The following is a 15,347-nucleotide window of genomic DNA, read 5'->3' as shown; positions in this document are numbered from 1 at the left end:
CCGGCAGCCTGTCGCCCCCTCCCCGATCCAGCCGGCGGGCACCATGTTCACCCCGTCCGGCCCTCAGGAGATGCCGGTAACGCGCGAGCTGGCCACCGAGGAGGTCGCCGCGACGGTCGAGGGCTTCCGGCGCGCCGCGGCGGCCGGCGCCGACGGCGTAGAGATCCACGGCGCCAACGGCTACCTCGTGCATCAGTTCCTCGCCACCAACACCAACCAGCGCACCGACCGCTACGGCGGCTCCATCGACAACCGCATCCGCTTCGCCGTCGAGATCGCCACCGCCGTGGCCGAGGAGATCGGCGCCGGCCGCACCGGCTTCCGGATCTCTCCCGGCAACCCGTTCACCGACATCGCCACCCGCGCGAAGGACATCGAGGACGGCCTGGCCGACATCGTCACCGTCGGCGTGATGGCACTCGCCAACCCCGACCTGGTCGAGCGCGTACGCACCGGCGCGCCGCTGAACACCCCCGACCCCGCCACCTTCTACGGCGGCGGCGAGGCCGGCTACACCGACTACCCCACCCACGCCGCCTGACAAACCCCGGCTATACCGGTCCTGGCGGGCCGGTATGCCCAAATGGCCCCATGGAGGTGCCACGTGTCTGATCACACTGCCGTTGAACTGAGCCCGGAAGCGATCGAATTCGCAGACTTTATGGCCGGACTGGTGATTCCCGAGTCCGAGTTGGATGCGACGCGCACCCGGGTGGAGAGCGTCCATCTCACGGCCCGGGAGCCGGAAGGCGTCACCTATCGGGAGGTGGACGCGGGTGGTGTTCTGGGAATCTGGTGCGAACCCGTCGACTCCAACACCGACTACGTCCTCCTGCACGGTCACGCCGGGGGCTCCGTTCTTTCGTCGGCATTCGTCGACCGAAAGCTCGCAGGCCATATCGCCAAGGCCGCAGGGGTCCCCGTACTGGTCCTGGACTTCCGGCGAGCACCGGAACACAAGTACCCGGCTCAGCTGGACGACGCGGAGGCGGTCTTCAACTGGCTGCTATCCGAAGGGTATGAGGCGGGAAACGTCATCACGATCGGGCACTCGATCGGCGGGTTCATCGCTGTCGCCCTGGCGCTTCGCCTCCGCGAGAAGAAGCAGCCGCTGCCCGGCGCCATCGTGTCGATATCCCCTTGGTGCGACCTCGAAATCGCCAACGAGACCATGGCGACCAACGCCGAGACGGACAAGATACTCAGCAAGGATCTGCTGGAGTTCTTCCGGGAGTCCTGGATCGGCGGCACGGGCATCGAGTTCACGGACACCAGGATCAATCTGAACCGGGCGGACCTGAGCGGTCTGCCCCCGACCCTCGTCTCCTGGGGAACGTACGAGGTCCTCGCCGGCGAGGACGAGGAGTTCGCTGCCCGCGTCAAGGACGCCGGAATCGACACGGCGACCGTTGTGGTCCCGGGAGGCCAGCACTCGTACGTCTACGGTGCCGGCCGGGTCCCGGAGGCCGACGCCGCCATCGCACAGATCGGCGCGTGGGTCCGGGAGAAGACAAAGATCTGACCGGTTCGGCTCGGCAGTTGCAAGATCCGCGCGCCTGCCGGATCGGGACGGTGGACGGACGCCGACATGGCCTGCGGCCGCGCGCACCCTCCCGGCGACGGCGCGCCGAAGTCGATCGTGCGCTGAGGGGCAACGGCGGCGGAGTACACGGCACTCAGCTGATGTCTCACCGCTGTCTGGCCGCGACCGCGAGGTCGATGGCTCACGACCGGAGGCGGGCGCCTGTTCCCAGCCGGGCGGTGACTTCACGGGGAGTGAGGGTGGAGTGCTCCGCGGAGCACTCGACGACGACGCGGACCGGGGCGTCGCACTCGGTGTGGCGGACGTCCAGTACAGGGTCCTCGGAGCCGAGGGTGTATGCCTCGCCCCACTGGCTCAGCGCCATCAGAACGGGCCATAGGTCCCAGCCCTTGCGGGTCAGGCGGTATTCGTTGCGGGAGCGGCTGCCGGGCTCCTGGTAGGGGACGGTCTTCAGGATGCCGGCCGAGGTCAGCTTGCGGAGGCGGTCGCTGAGGACGGCCTCCGACAGGCCGATGTGGCGGTGGAAGTCGTCGAAGCGGCGGACGCCGTTGACAGCGTCACGCAGGATCAGCAGCGTCCATTTCTCCCCGATCACGTCGAGCGTGCGCTGGACGGGGCAGTTCTCCGTGCTCGCCTCGAGCCACTCCATCCCGCCATCGTAAGGGACCTGCCTTCGCCATTGACAGTCAGGTGAACAAACGCCTAGCTTCACTTGAAAAAGTCAGCTGACAGTCTGAGGGAAGGGCGCTGGACCGTGGGGCGAACGCGTACGTATCACTGGGACGACCCCGCGATCTTGGCGGAGGCCGCCGGGCGCATGGCCGGCATCGACTTCCTGCGCGAGATGCAGGCGGGGCGGCTGCCGAGGCCACCGATCAACTACACCGTCGACTTCGCCCTGGACGAGGTGGAGCCCGGCAGGGCGGTCTTCTCGCTGACACCGGGCGAGGAGCACTACAACCCCATCGGCAGCGTGCACGGCGGCATCTTCGCCACCCTGCTCGACTCGGCGGCGGGCTGCGCCGTCCAGTCCACTCTCCCGCAGGGCATGGCGTACACCTCGCTCGATCTGACCGTGAAGTTCCTGCGACGGATCACCGTGGACACGGGCCCGGTGCGCGCCATCGGCACGATCGTCAACAGCAGTCGTCGAACCGCTCTCGCCCAGGCGCAGTTGGTCGACGCGACGGACCGACTGCTCGCCCACGCCACCAGCAGCTGCCTGCTCTTCCCGGTGCCCTCCCCTCAGGTGTGACTCCGCAGGCAGGGCCCTCGGTCCGTGGGGGCAGCCGGGACAACAGGGAGTGCATCGATATTCCGCTCGGCGGGTGCTCTGCTCAGGCGGCGTAGGTGAGGTGGTCGGTGTAGCCGGCCTCGCCGCCGCCGTAGAAGGTGGGCGGCACTTCACGGCCAGCCGGTGTCCGGCGACGTTGATGACGTCGTCGGTGCGGCCCATGACGAAGACATAGCCGCCTTCGTCGATGTGGCCGCTGTCGCCGGTGAGGTAGTAGCCGGCGTAGGCGGAGAGGTAGGAGGCGACGTCGCCATCGTCGTCCTTCCAGAGAGTGGGGAGTGCGCCGGGCGGCAGGGGGAGCCTCACGACGATCGCACCGTCGACGCCCGCGTGCGCCTGCTCGCCCGAGGGCGCGAGGACGCGGACGTCCCAGCCCGGCAGGGGGCGGGTCGGGGAGCCGAGTTTGACGGGAGCGGCTTCGATACGTTCTCCCATCCGCTGGGGAGGGCTCACGCACCCTGCCCACATCCCATATCAGTACGATCATAATCCAAATCCGCTGGAACCCTTGCCCTGAGACGGGTTCTCACCATATGGTCGTATGGTCGTAATCTAAATCGAGCTGCGCACAAGAAGTGCCGCACTTAGCAGGAGTGTCACCGTGGGAGTCAGTCCGCAGGCGCAGCAGTTTGCGCAGTCCCTTGAGAGCGTGCCTGCGAAGTCGTCGGCGCCGGGCCTCGACCTGATGCCCGAGGGGCAGCACTCGTTCATCCTGGGCGCGGGGCGCGTGCCCGAGGTGGACCAAGCCATCGAGCAGATGGGTCAGTGGCTCCGCAGCCATCTCGGCGCCTGAACAGAACAACTGCTCGCCACCATCGGCTCATAGGCGCCTCTGGGCCACGCGAGGTACACCGTCGATTCACCAGGAGAAACCATGGTCACCACATACAGGCACGCGCCCACCCAAACCCTCGATGTCGGCGGAACGAGTTTCGCCTACCGGCAGCTCGGCGCGTACACCGGCGTGCCGGTGATTTTCCTCAATCACTTGACCGGGATCTTGGACAACTGGGATCCCAGGATCGTCGACGGCATCGCCGCCGGACATCGGGTGATCACCTTCGACAATCGAGGCGTCGGCGCGTCACAAGGCAAAACACCGGATTCGATAGCCGCGATGGCGCGTGACGCCATCGCCTTCATCAAGGTGATGGGCTTTCATCAGGTCGATCTTCTCGGCTTCTCCCTCGGCGGCATGGTCGCACAGGTGATCGCGGAAGAAGAGCCGAAGCTCGTTCGCAGGCTCATTCTCGCGGGCACGGGCCCGGCTGGCGGCCGAGGCATCGACAAGGTCACCTCCCTCACCATCCGCGACACGATAAAAGGCGCGCTGACCTTCAAAGATCCGAAGTACTATCTCTTCTTCACCCGAACGTCAAATGGCCAGGCGGCGGCTCGGCAGTTCTTGAAACGGCTGAAGGAGCGTACGGACAACCGGGACACGGCGATTTCGCTGGCGGCTTTCCGCTCCCAGCTCAAGGCCATCCATGCCTGGGGGTTGCAAGAGCCCTCCGACTTGATGGATATCCAGCATCCCGTCCTGGTCGCAAACGGCGACAACGACAGGATGGTGCCCAGCAGCAATTCTGTCGACCTGGCTCGACGGCTGCCGGATGCCCAGCTCACACTGTATCCTGACGCCGGACACGGCGGCATATTCCAGTATCACGAAGACTTCGTCAAAAAGGCTCTGGAATTCCTCGCGCCATAAATCACTTCCCGGATCGGATCGGATCGGATCGGCCGGGCAGATGAACTCCCAGCCGAAGACCGCACACGTGAAGCCGGTCCGCGGCTTTCCACACCGTCAGCGACCTCCTACCGGCACGCCGGCTCTGTTGTCGCGCACTTGCGATGAAGAGACGTGCGCCAATCACCTCCCGTTCGCCTTTCTCCGCACGCACGGAAACCGTGAGGACATGACCGACAACACTGTCAGCGACAGCACTGTCCGCCCGTTCCGCAACGACATTCCGCAGGCCGCGACAAGGGCGTTGCCGTGATCCACGTCATGAAACCTTTCACCCGAAGGAAGAGGATTCTCATGTCCGAACAAACCCTGCCCACCACCGGACGCGCATGGCACCTGGAGGCCCGCCCGGAGGGCCGCCGACTTCGCGCTGCGTGAGGTGCAGATCCCCGCGCCCGGCCCGGGGCAGATCCTGATCGCCAACGAGTACCTCTCGGTCGACCCCTACATGCGCGGCCGGATGAGCGCCAAGAAGTCCTACATCGGGCCGTACGCGGTAGGCGAGCCCATGGACGGGCCCGCGGTCGGCCGCGTCCTGGCCTCCAACGCCGACGGCTTCGCACCCGGCGACCATGTCCTGCACGTCCTGGGCTGGCGCGAGTACGCGGTCCTCGACGCGGCCACCGCCCAGAAAGTGGACCCGGCGCTGGCGCCGCTTTCTGCCTACCTGGGCGTACTGTCACCCGAGCGTGACTGCGCCGTCGGCGATCCAGTGGCGACTCCTTCGCGGTGAGCCGTCGCTGTCGGCGCATTGATGCCATTCGTGACATCGTGTGCTCGCCGGGAGTACGCGACGCGGCTCAATGTCGATTTGATCCACGGGCCAGATCCTGCATTCTCTGCGTATCGTGGTTGATCCTGGAGGTATCCGGGCGCCGCCACGCCTGCGCGAGGCGGCGGGCGCGCCGTTCTCGTCGACCAGGTCCGCCTCCATGGCGAGCTCGTCGGGCAGCTGGTCGACCGCGCGGGCCGACAGCCGGCCGCCGCGGTAGCGGTTGAGGAGCAGCGCCGGGCAGCCGTCCAGTGTCAGACGCCCGATGCTCCGGCCGGACCCCGCGCAGCTCCCACGGATGATCGAGATTCGCGACAACCTTCATGACCACATCGCCGAAGCCGAACGGGAAGGCCGGCTCGGGGAGGGGTTCGGCTACGCTCCCGCATGCAGGTAAGACGCCCAGAGCGAGGGCAGGCGCGGGCGCTTGTCGCGCAGCGCCCGCACAGCGTCGTGCAGCGCACGCGCCGGACTTCCGGAGCCACCGTGGGCATCGCCACGCAACCCGGCGTAGAAGTCGTCTGCCAGCCGGACGGCCACCGCGTCGTCGATCTCCCATAAGGTGCTGACGATGTGCCGGAACCCGGCGATTTGGCAGGCCGAGGAGAGATGGATGGCCTCGTCGACCAGGTCGGCGTTCTGGTTGACGGCGGCCACGGCGGCGGCGAGGCCGGGCAGCTCGGCCCGCAATGCCGGGTCGAGTTCGACCGAGCCGAGTGTCACCACCGACATCAGCGCCGTGGAGCACGCCGACAGGTAGGCCAGCTCTGCCCGCTCCAGGTTGGCCGAGGTCAGGCTGGATATGGTGAGCGGCGCGCTGTCGTGGTCGCCCAGCAGCAGCTTGCTGTCGGCGGGGTCGGCGAGGTCGCTGACACCGTGGCAGGCGAAGTGCGCGATCGAGCACTCAGGTAGCGCCGCCAGCACCTGCGCCCTGGTGGCGGTGCCGATCAGGGTCAGCGCGTCCGGCATCCGCTCGTGGAGCAGCGCGGCCTCGGCGGCCGCGTTGGGCAACGGACTCTGGCCCGGTGTCTCCGGCATGGCCACGATCAGCGCCTGGCCCGCTCCGGGTGCGGTAGGCCGGCGAGCGTGGCGCAAGGCTCTGATGGTCGGGGTGTAGGACGAGACGACCCGGTCCATGACCGACGGCCCGCCGCCGCGGTGGTGGCCCGCGGCGTGCAAGGGGAGCATTCCCAGCATCCCTCCGGTGACCCACCACACCCTCGGCAGGTCGGCGCCGGGCAGGTCGTCATAGCCCAGCACGTCCAGCACCGGCCCGGCGGCGGCCTCCCACAGCCACTCCAGCACCTCGTGCAGCGTGTCCTGTGCCGCCACGCGCGCCTGCCAGCCCGCCTCCCGGTCCGCGGACTGGTTCAGTGCCTCGGAAAACGTATGGAACCGCTGAACGACCGCGTCCCCGGTCAGCAGCGGCAGCGGGACGCAGGTAATGCCGCCGGTGGTGAGGATCAGGGCGTCGCTGCGGTAGCGGCTGACGTTGAACACGACGATGGGCCCGGACCTGGCCTCGGCGATCAGTTCCTCCGGCTCCGGCGGCGCCATGAACGTCATGAAACCGTCGTGGCCGCGGATCTCCGCCACCAGCGCCGCGAAATCGCTCGTCAGCCGGACTCGGCCGTCCCTGGTGAGGTGGTCGGCGTCCAGTTCGCCACGTAAGCGGGCGAAACGGCGGGCGAGGGCGGGGTGGTCGCGTTCGAGGCCGGACAGGTCGCCACGGGTCTCCAGCAACTGGCCGAGCAGCACCGCTCGTCCCGCCTCCAGCAGCCGTAACGCCCGAACCGCGGCCGATTCTCCGCCGGCCTCCAAAGCGAGGGCGGCGGCGTCGCCGGCCAGGCCGCGGAACAGGCTGAGGTGGTACTGCCGGTCGCGGCGGTGCAGGTGCCGGGGCGTGACCTCCGGTAGCAGGCGGACCGCCGTCTCCAGCAGGTCGGCCGCGAGATCCGGCCGCTGGTGGCGGGCCAGCTCGGCGGCGGGGCGGGCGGCGCTGATCCGCATGGCGGGCGTGGCGAGCGGATCGTTCAGGGTCGCCCGGTAGGCCGCCAGCGCTTCCTCCGCCCCCGCTCCGGTACGCCGGTACCGCGCCGCCAGCGCGTTCCCCAGGTTGGACAGGTATCCGGGACGGTCCGGCTGATCGGCGGGGGTGAGGTCCACTGCCTCCCGCAACACGGTGATGGCGTCGTCGATCCGGTCGGCGGCCAGCAGCGCGTTGCCGAGGTTCGACAGATGACCGGCCCGCTGCGGGTGATCCGCGGGGGTGGCGTCAAGAGCCTTCTGGATGGCGTCGATGGCGGTCTCCACATCGTGCGGCGCACGCGTGACGGCGAACCGCTTGTGCCATGCGACTCCCAGGTCGGCCAGGTATCGAGCCCGGTTCGGATGATCGTCGGGGGTCACCTCGACGGCACGCCCTACGGCGTCGATGGCCGCGTCCAGGTCGCGCATCCGCGACGTGCGCTCGAAGCGCCGCTGCAGCGTACCGCCGAGATTGCTCAAGAGCTCGCCGCGTGCGCCATGGCCTTCGGGAACGGCGTCCGCAGCGGCCTGACCGGCGCGTACGGCGGCATCGATGTCCTCCATGTCGCCGGCGCGCTCGAACCGGAGGCGTAGCGCGGCCATGAGGTTGCCCAGCCGGTTGGGCCGGTCGGGATCCTCAGGCGGCGAGGCGGCGACGGCTTCCCGCGCTGTGGTGACAGCGCGCGCGAGGTCGTCGGCGGAGCCGGTCCGCTCGGCGCGCAGCATCAGCGCCAGAGCGAGGTTGTTCAGGACGCCGGCCCGGCCGGGCAGCCCGGCGGGCATGGCGGCCTCAGCCTGGCCGGCCAGGCGTACGGCCTCGTCGAGATCCGTGCGCGTCCCGGTGCGGCGGAAGCTCGTCATCAGGGTGACGCTGAGGTTGGTCAACGCCGCCGGATCGCCGGGCTCGAGTTCGACGGCCTGCCGCCCGGCCCGGACGGCGGCCTCCAGATCCGCCGCGTTCCCCGCGCGGTCGAACCGCACCCGCAGTGTGACGCCGAGGTTGTTCAGCCATCCGCCATGGCCGGGAACGAGGTCGAGCGCCCGGCGGTAGGCATCCACGGCACCGTCGAGGTCGGCCCGCTCCCCCGACCGCTCGAACCGCCGGTACAGCACCACGCCCAGGTTGTAGTGCCGGGACGCGTCATCCGGCCCGGCGGCGGCCGACTCGCGCAACGCCTCGGCGGCTGCGTCGAGATCCGCGAGCCGCTGGACGCGTTCGTAGCGCGTGGCCAGGAGGGCGCCGAGCGTGGACAGGTAACCCGCCCGATCCGGGCCTGCCGCCGGGGCGGCGTCTGCGGCTTGCCGGGTGGCGTCGATCGCCGCGTCCAGATCCGCCGGCGTCCGCGTGAGCCCGTACCGTGCGCGCAAGGCGTTGCCGAGGTTGGCCAGATATGCGTGCCGGTTGGAGTGGCCGGGCGGAGCGAGGTCGACGGCCGCCCGGCCCGCGGCGACGGCGCCGTCCAGATCGTCAGCGGACGCCGACCGGTCCTGCAGCGCGCGGCCGAGCCGGTTGAGGTGTTCCGGCCGATAGGGGTGGTCAGCGGGAATGTTGTCGGTGGCGTGGCGGAAGATGTCCACGGCCAGGTCGAGGTCCTCGCGCCGGCCCGTCCGGTCGTAGCGGATCCGCAGAGCCAGCCCCAGGTTCGACGAGTACGTCTCCCACTCCGGGTTGTCGTCGCTCACCGCGAGCGTGATGCGCTGCCACAGCTCGACGGCGGCCTCCGCGGCGTCGGGGTTCGGCGCGGCGATCGCGTGCCGCAGCACCTGGTCGCCGAAGGGGGCCGCGAGGTCGGCCAGGATGGGCAGGAGCTGGTCGGGCAGGGGTTCGACGCCGACGACGAAGCAGTCGAGGAGAACGGTGATGGCCGTCCGCAGCTCGTCCCGATCCGGTCCCTCGGGCAGGGCCAGGTAACGGTAGTAGTGCAGCCAGCCGAGCGCGAGCCGGGCGTCGGTGTCGCCGTCGCCGTCGCGCAGCAGGGCCGCCAGCCGCTGGGCGTCGCCCAGCACACCAGGGTGGACGACCGCGGACAGATCCTGCGTCGCGGCGACACGGTCGAGGTGCGCCTGCACGGCGGCGAGATACTGTTCGCGCATGCCTGATGCTAACTTTCGGTACGGCTCCGTTGCCGCGTTCGATGAGGAGTGGAATGGCCGGATTACCTGAGCGGGTCAGTGCCGCCATCGCGTACGTGTGCGGGAACCTTCCCGAAATCCGTTCCCAGCTCGACCACCTTGGCGACCCGGCGCCCCTCGACCGGCTTCTGGCCGCGATCCGCGACGGCGACGACGTCGTGCAACCCCTCGACGACCTGCACGAGGCATTGCTGGCGGGCGGGGACGTGCTCGGCGTGTACGGCGACTCCACCCGCTCCGCCCGCCTGGCCGGCATCACCGCCGCCGCCCCGCTCGAGACCCTGTACGTATGCCCGCACCGCCGCTGCTCCCGCTACCACTGGCCTGAGCCCGGCGCTCCGGCCACGCCCGCCTGCGAGATCGACGAGACCCCGATGCTGCTCGAACGGCTGCCGTAGCCCATGGGCGGCCTGCTCGCCGAACTCGGCAAGAAAATCGCCGACCGCTGGTTCACACTGCTCGTCCTGCCGGGCCTGCTGTACGTCGCCGCCCTGGCCGCCGCCCACGCGCTGGGGCACACCCACCCGTTCGACGCCCGCCGCGTGACCGACCGGCTCGACACCGTGAACGCGGACGCCGCCTCGGCGGCCGGCCTCGCCCTTCTCGGCGCGTACCTCCTCGCCGCGGCCGCCGCGGGGCTGGCCGCCCAGGGCCTGGGCAGCCTGGTCGAACGCCTCTGGCTGGCCGCCGACTGGGCCGGCTGGCCTCCCCCGCTCCGCCGGCTCGCCGCCCTCCGCACCCGCCGCCGGCACCGCCGCTGGACGCGGGCGCTGTCGGCCTACCGCAAAACCCTCGACGAAGCCGCGGCCGCCCACGTCCAAGCCCGGCTCGGCGCGAACCCGCCTGCCCCGGCGAGCGGCGGCCCGGCATTCCCCGATCCGCTGCCGTCCCCACGCGAACTCGCGTACCGGAAGATCGCCCGGATCGCCGCTGAACCGCCTGCGCGCCCCACCTGGATGGGTGACCGGCTCAACGACGTCACCGTCCGGCTCGACCGCGAACTCGGCCTGGACCTCGCCACGGTCTGGCCATACCTTTGGCTCACCGCCCCGGACACCACCCGCACCGAGATCACCACCGCCCGCGAGACCCTCACCCGCGCCACCACCCTGGCCGGCTGGGGCGTGCTCTACCTCGCCGTCGCCGCCCTGTGGTGGCCGGGGCTGCCGATCGCCGCCGCCGTACTGCTGACGGCCTGGCGACGAGCGCGAACCGCCTGCGACATGTACGCGCTGCTGGTGGAAGCCACCGTCCGCCTCCAGTCAGCCGACCTCGCCCATCGGGTCGGCCTCGAACACACCGGCCCGGTCACTCGCGAAACCGGCACGACCCTGACCGGTCTCCTGCGAGGCCTCCCACCCCAGCCGGCTCCGCCCCAGCAACATCGACCAGCCGAACGCGCGTGGCCGCGTCAGATGCTCGACTAGACGCCGGAGCCGTAGGAGGGCTTGCCCGCCCACTCGTAGGCGAGGTACACGACGCCGGCTCATGACCACATTGAACAGTTCCCTCCCGTCACTGCTCAGTGCGGCCGCGGACCTGCTGGCGGGTGTCGGCGACTGAAGGTCTATCGTCCTCATCGTTCGTCTTGCTCTAACGGTGAAGGCGAGGAGGCCGGAGTTGGCGCTGGCGGTGGTGAAGGATCTTCGGGTGGCGCGTGCTCCGGCCACTGCGGAGGACCTGGAGGCGTTGGAGACCGACGTGCTGGCGGGGTTCATGCTGGCGCGGGCTGCGGCCGGGCTGTCGGACGGGACGATCTCCTCCGACGTCGTGCATCTGGAGCAGATCCGGGCCTGGTTCGGTCGGCCGCTGTGGGAGATGCGCGACCATTGCGGGCGTCCGTTCAGCCGCCGTTGAGTGCTTCGTCCAGTGCGCTGGTCTGGGCCTTGACGAAGGCCAGGGAGATGGCGGCTTTCGCTTCGATGGAGTCGAAGTTGTGGTAGGCGCCGGGCACTACGTGAAGGGTGCAGGCGACGCCGGCCTGCTGCAGGCGCCGTGCGTAGGTGAGGTCCTCGTCGTGGAACAGGTCGTTGGTGCCGACGCCGATCCATGCGGGCGGCAGGCCGGAGAGGTCGTCGTAGCGGGCCGGCGCGGCCAGCGGGGGCACGTTGCCGTCCGCGGTGGCGGGGCCGAGGTAGGCGCGCCAGCCGAACCGGTTGCTGTTCTGGCTCCATATGCGTAGCCGCCGCGGGTCGATGTCGGTGCGGGTGGTGTCCGGTCGTCCAGCATCGGGTAGGACAGCAATTGCAGGACCGGACGGATCTCGCCGCGCTCCTTCGCCAGCAGCGTCACCGCGGCGGCCAGACCGCCGCCGGCGCTGGCGCCGCCGACGGCGATGCGTGCGGGATCGATGTCGGGCTGGCGGGCGAGCCAGCGCAGCGCGGTGTAGCAGTCCTCCAGCGGCGTCGGGAACGGGTGTTCGGGTGCGAGCCGGTACTCCACCGAGACGACGACGATGTTGAGCTGATCGGCGATCCGGCGGCAGAAGCCGCTGTCCTGCGCCGCGTCGCCGAGCACCATTCCGCCGCCGTGGATCCACAACAGCGCCGGAGTCCGAGGCCGGGCCGAAGCCGGCCGGAAGACGTGTACCGACACGTCGGCGTCCACGGATACGACCTGCGCGTCCGGCCGCCGAGCCCTCCCGGTGAGCTTGGTGAGGACACGGAGCGTGGGAAGCGTTCGGGCGTTGATGATGGTGCGGGGAAGGAACCGCGCGGCTCGCAGCTGTGGGTTGAAGGGGTGCTCGGTCATTGCTTTTCCTGACGGGAGGGCGACGTCGCCGGGTGTGCCCGGCTTGTCAGCGGAAGTGTCGGTCATGGTCGGAGCTCGGCGTCCACCAGGGCCAGGGCGTTGCGGAGGCCCTGCTCGAGGAGGTCGTCGGAGAGTTGGCGGTCCGTCAGGGCGCGGGAGAGCTGCAGCGTCCCGGCCATCAGGCCGAGGAGGCCGAGCGCCTTCACGCGGGCCGAGAGCGGATCCTCGGGCGCCATGCGGGCGGCGAGGCCGTCGATGAGAACCAGCACGCCGTCGGTGTACGCCTGCCTGGTCGTGTCACCGCTGCGCGCGATCTCGTCGAGCAGGGCGGCGTTGGGGCAGCCGTCGTCGAGGTCGTCCCGGTGGGGGGCTGACAGGTACCAGCGCACGATCTGTTCGAGGCCGGCCGGGCCGGGCTCCGCCTGCTCGACGATGTTCACGTGCAGCGTGTGCAACTGGTCGGCGATCGCGGTGTCGACGAGGCTGTCCTTGGATGCGAAGTGGGCATGGAAGGTGCCCTTGGTCAGGCCCGCGTCCTTCATGAGCGTCGCGACTCCGGAGCCGTCGATGCCGTCCCGCTTCAACCGTCGACCGGCCGTCGCGATGATCCGCTGCCGTGTTTCCTGCTTGTGTTCTTTCGCGTACCGCACCATGCGTTCCTCCATCTCAGCCCGGGCTTACGCGCCGGATACCGCCCTGGCCAGGTCAGTGTGCCGCGTCGGCAAGGAGAGCCGTGACGTTGATTTTCCCGGTCTGCAGCTTCGCGTCGTGGGGCTCGGGAACGCCTCCGTTCGTGATGTACAGCCGGTTGCCGCGAACCGCTGTCGCGGAGGGCGAGGCGAGACCGTCCGCGCTGGTCAGAACGGCCTTGTAGGTGCCGTTCGGGTAGACCACCACGATCCTGTCCGGACCGTTCTGCGAGGAGGAGCCGTTCTGCGCCACGAACACCACATCGGACCAGGGGGTCAGGAAGCTGAGATCGTCGATGTTGGGCAGGCCGCCCGCGACAAGGCGGATGGGACCGGCCGCGCCGGCGGGGGTGACCGGTACCCGCAGCAGTGTTCCCTTGTTGAAGTTGCTGACCCACAGAGCGCCGTTGTGGAACCTGAGCCCGTTGGCGCCGATCGGCAGGGCCTCGGTCGGCACCGGCGCGAGCGCGGCGTCGGTCAGCCACGGGGTCACCGATCCGCCGGAGACCGGAACAGACCAGATGGTGGCCTGGAAGCTGTCCGCGATGTAGAGGGTGTCCCCGGCCGGGTCGATGGCCAGCCCGTTCGGCCCCGCGCCGGCGGGCAGCGCGGCGATCCGCTGCGAGGTGCCGTCCTGACGCACCGCGTACACGCCGTTCCTGGCCGCGTCCCCCGGGGCAAACACGCTGTAGTAAACAGTGCCGTCATCGCCGCGGGTGTTGCCGCTGATCGCCTCACCCACCTGCCCGGTGGCGAGCACCGTGCGGTGTCCGGACGCGGAGATCCGCATCAGCTGCGGCGCGTGGGTGCGCTCGCACACCGCGCAGCTGCCGAGCAACGACAGGGTCACTGAGCCATCGAGGTTGACGGTGATGTTCTCGGGGATCTCGCCGGCGGCGTAGTCGAACTCCGCCACGGTCCGTACGTCGGTGACCACGGATCCGGCATACGAGTGTCCCGTCCCTGCGGACGCGGACGGCGCCGACCCCAGTACGGCCGCCGTCGCGGTGACCGCCAGCGCGATTCCGACGTTCTTCTTCAGAAAACGCCTTGCGCTCGATGCACTGCGCCGGGCCGTCTGCTGGCTTTGCTGCTGCATGACTCTCCTCGGTAGATCTGCGAATGACTGGTTAGTGGATCTCGGCAGCGATCAGCTCGGCATCCGGTTGAATCTGCGGATGACGCGGTCGAAGATCCGGGCCGGGGCGACGCGGTACACCGCGTTGATGGTCCGGGCGGTCGTGCCGGCGGTGCGCCGTAGTTTCGGGTTCCGGTCGGTTGCCGCCGCGACGATCACCTTGGCGACGACGGCGGGGTCGTCGCCGCTGCTGAGGTTCTTCTCCAGCAGCTCGTCGTAGTTGCGCCGTCCCGCCGCGTAGAGCGGCATGGGGGTGTCGGCCTCCACGCTGTGGCCTGCGAACGGAGTGTTGATCGGGCCGGGCTCGACGAGCAGGACCCGGACGCCGTGCTCGCGGACCTCGTGGTCCAGCGACTGGGAGTAGCCCTCGACCGCGTGCTTGGTCGAGACGTAGAGGGTCATGAACGGGCTGGGGACGAACCCGCTGAGGGACGAGACGTTGATGATGCGTCCCTGCCGTTGCGCCCGCATGTGCGGCAGGACCGCCTTGGTCATCCGCATGACGCCGTAGACGTTGATATCGAAGATGTCCTGCGTCTGGGTGATCGAGAACTCCTCGGCGGCGCCGGTTGAGCCGACGCCGGCGTTGTTGACCAGGACGTCGATGCGCCCGAACCGGTCGATCACCTGCTTGACCGCTGAGGCGACCGATTCGTCGCTGGTCACGTCGAGGTCGAGGTAGGTCACCCCGGCGGACGGGGTGGCTCGTGCGGTGTTGCGGCCGGTTCCGATCACCTCGAAGCCCGCGGCGGCCAGTGCGATCGCTGCCGCCTTGCCGATGCCTGAGGTGGCGCCTGTTACGAGCACGACCTGCTGAGTTGTTGTCATCACTGGCTCCCGACGGTATAGATTACGTTCGTACGACCATAACCAGTCGGCGGTCGCGAGGCAAGATCTTCTAGAAATTAAATTATGGTCGTACTCTCAATGAGGGGCGAGACGAGGACCACCAGCGGGCCGGCGGGGTGAAGGAAGGATGCGGTGCGGTACAGCAAGGAGCACAAGCAGGCGACGCGGCAGCGGAGCATCGAGGCCGCCGGCCGCCGGTTCAAGACCGACGGCATCGACGGCTCAGGGATCGCCATGCAGATGGCGGACGCGGGGCTGACGCGCACCAACCGCCCGCTCTGTTGACGAGGCCCGCCGCACCTTGCAGGATCTCGCATGTCGACGGTCTGTCAGGGCGCACTGCTCGGGCGCAGGTGGCGGGCGGCTGGGGCAACCAAATGTGGCGCCTCGGGGACGAGTT

General features: G+C 69.4%; 14 protein-coding genes and 3 pseudogenes. 10 read left to right on the top strand and 7 right to left on the bottom strand.

Annotated features, from left to right (window positions below; translation table 11 throughout):
- Both EJK15_RS41380 and EJK15_RS41375 read left to right on the top strand, forming a co-directional pair.
- Positions 1–541: oxidoreductase (locus EJK15_RS41380; RefSeq protein ID WP_476739202.1), on the top strand; the 541-nt coding region annotated here is incomplete at its 5' end.
- Between the two features lie 63 nt (positions 542–604).
- Complete coding sequence (locus EJK15_RS41375) at positions 605–1,522, top strand: alpha/beta hydrolase (protein ID WP_206061419.1); 918 nt, start codon at positions 605–607, stop codon at positions 1,520–1,522.
- A 202-nt stretch (positions 1,523–1,724) separates the two neighbouring features.
- Here the strand turns inward: EJK15_RS41375 and EJK15_RS41370 are convergent, their stop codons facing one another.
- On the bottom strand, positions 1,725–2,192 hold the full coding sequence (locus EJK15_RS41370) for a winged helix-turn-helix transcriptional regulator (RefSeq protein ID WP_138715930.1): 468 nt from the start codon (positions 2,190–2,192) through the stop codon (positions 1,725–1,727).
- A gap of 105 nt (positions 2,193–2,297) precedes the next feature.
- Here EJK15_RS41370 and EJK15_RS41365 point away from each other — a divergent pair, with 105 nt between their 5' ends.
- The 4 genes and pseudogenes from EJK15_RS41365 to EJK15_RS41345 form a co-directional block, all read left to right on the top strand.
- Positions 2,298–2,798, top strand: coding sequence for a PaaI family thioesterase (locus tag EJK15_RS41365; RefSeq protein ID WP_138715929.1), 501 nt, complete (start codon positions 2,298–2,300; stop codon positions 2,796–2,798).
- Between the two features lie 688 nt (positions 2,799–3,486).
- Positions 3,487–3,630, top strand: a complete 144-nt coding sequence (locus EJK15_RS41355; protein ID WP_206061418.1) for a hypothetical protein — start codon at positions 3,487–3,489, stop codon at positions 3,628–3,630.
- An 81-nt stretch (positions 3,631–3,711) separates the two neighbouring features.
- Complete coding sequence (locus tag EJK15_RS41350) at positions 3,712–4,548, top strand: alpha/beta fold hydrolase (RefSeq protein WP_138715928.1); 837 nt, start codon at positions 3,712–3,714, stop codon at positions 4,546–4,548.
- 406 nt (positions 4,549–4,954) lie between these two features.
- A pseudogene (locus EJK15_RS41345) lies at positions 4,955–5,320 on the top strand (hypothetical protein); the annotation flags it as partial.
- Positions 5,321–5,734: 414 nt separating this feature from the next.
- Here the strand turns inward: EJK15_RS41345 and EJK15_RS41335 are convergent.
- Positions 5,735–9,481, bottom strand: coding sequence for a CHAT domain-containing protein (locus tag EJK15_RS41335; protein ID WP_138715927.1), 3,747 nt, complete (start codon positions 9,479–9,481; stop codon positions 5,735–5,737).
- Positions 9,482–9,534: 53 nt separating this feature from the next.
- Between EJK15_RS41335 and EJK15_RS41330 the strand changes: the two genes are divergently transcribed.
- The 3 genes from EJK15_RS41330 to EJK15_RS41320 all read left to right on the top strand — a co-directional run bounded on the left by EJK15_RS41330 (position 9,535) and on the right by EJK15_RS41320 (position 11,377).
- The gene (locus tag EJK15_RS41330) at positions 9,535–9,918 is read left to right on the top strand and encodes a hypothetical protein (protein WP_138715926.1); all 384 of its coding nucleotides are present in this window, start codon (positions 9,535–9,537) and stop codon (positions 9,916–9,918) included.
- Positions 9,919–9,921: 3 nt separating this feature from the next.
- Positions 9,922–10,947: a hypothetical protein gene (locus EJK15_RS41325; protein WP_138715925.1), complete on the top strand. Its 1,026-nt coding sequence runs from the start codon at positions 9,922–9,924 to the stop codon at positions 10,945–10,947.
- Between the two features lie 223 nt (positions 10,948–11,170).
- Positions 11,171–11,377: a hypothetical protein gene (locus EJK15_RS41320; protein ID WP_206061417.1), complete on the top strand. Its 207-nt coding sequence runs from the start codon at positions 11,171–11,173 to the stop codon at positions 11,375–11,377.
- 133 nt (positions 11,378–11,510) lie between these two features.
- Here the strand turns inward: EJK15_RS41320 and EJK15_RS77865 are convergent.
- The 5 genes and pseudogenes from EJK15_RS77865 to EJK15_RS41300 all read right to left on the bottom strand — a co-directional run.
- Positions 11,511–11,696 (bottom strand): annotated as a pseudogene (locus EJK15_RS77865) (alpha/beta hydrolase fold domain-containing protein); the annotation flags it as partial.
- A gap of 89 nt (positions 11,697–11,785) precedes the next feature.
- Positions 11,786–12,271, bottom strand: a pseudogene (locus tag EJK15_RS77860) (alpha/beta hydrolase); the annotation flags it as partial.
- 62 nt (positions 12,272–12,333) lie between these two features.
- Positions 12,334–12,924 carry a TetR/AcrR family transcriptional regulator gene (locus EJK15_RS41310; protein WP_138715924.1) on the bottom strand — a complete coding sequence of 197 codons (591 nt, stop codon included), beginning with the start codon at positions 12,922–12,924 and terminating at the stop codon, positions 12,334–12,336.
- Between the two features lie 52 nt (positions 12,925–12,976).
- Positions 12,977–14,059 carry an SMP-30/gluconolactonase/LRE family protein gene (locus EJK15_RS41305; RefSeq protein ID WP_206061415.1) on the bottom strand — a complete coding sequence of 361 codons (1,083 nt, stop codon included), beginning with the start codon at positions 14,057–14,059 and terminating at the stop codon, positions 12,977–12,979.
- A gap of 51 nt (positions 14,060–14,110) precedes the next feature.
- Positions 14,111–14,926, bottom strand: coding sequence for an oxidoreductase (locus tag EJK15_RS41300; RefSeq protein WP_171074828.1), 816 nt, complete (start codon positions 14,924–14,926; stop codon positions 14,111–14,113).
- A 153-nt stretch (positions 14,927–15,079) separates the two neighbouring features.
- On the opposite strand from EJK15_RS41300, the gene EJK15_RS41295 reads away from it, so the two are divergent.
- Positions 15,080–15,232 carry a hypothetical protein gene (locus tag EJK15_RS41295; RefSeq protein WP_206061414.1) on the top strand — a complete coding sequence of 51 codons (153 nt, stop codon included), beginning with the start codon at positions 15,080–15,082 and terminating at the stop codon, positions 15,230–15,232.
- Positions 15,233–15,347 lie beyond the last annotated feature (115 nt).

The organism is Nonomuraea basaltis (assembly GCF_005893125.1).
GTDB lineage: Bacteria > Actinomycetota > Actinomycetes > Streptosporangiales > Streptosporangiaceae > Nonomuraea > Nonomuraea basaltis.
Note: the sequence above shows the minus strand (reverse complement) of the source record. Positions and strands in the feature narration are given on the sequence as shown.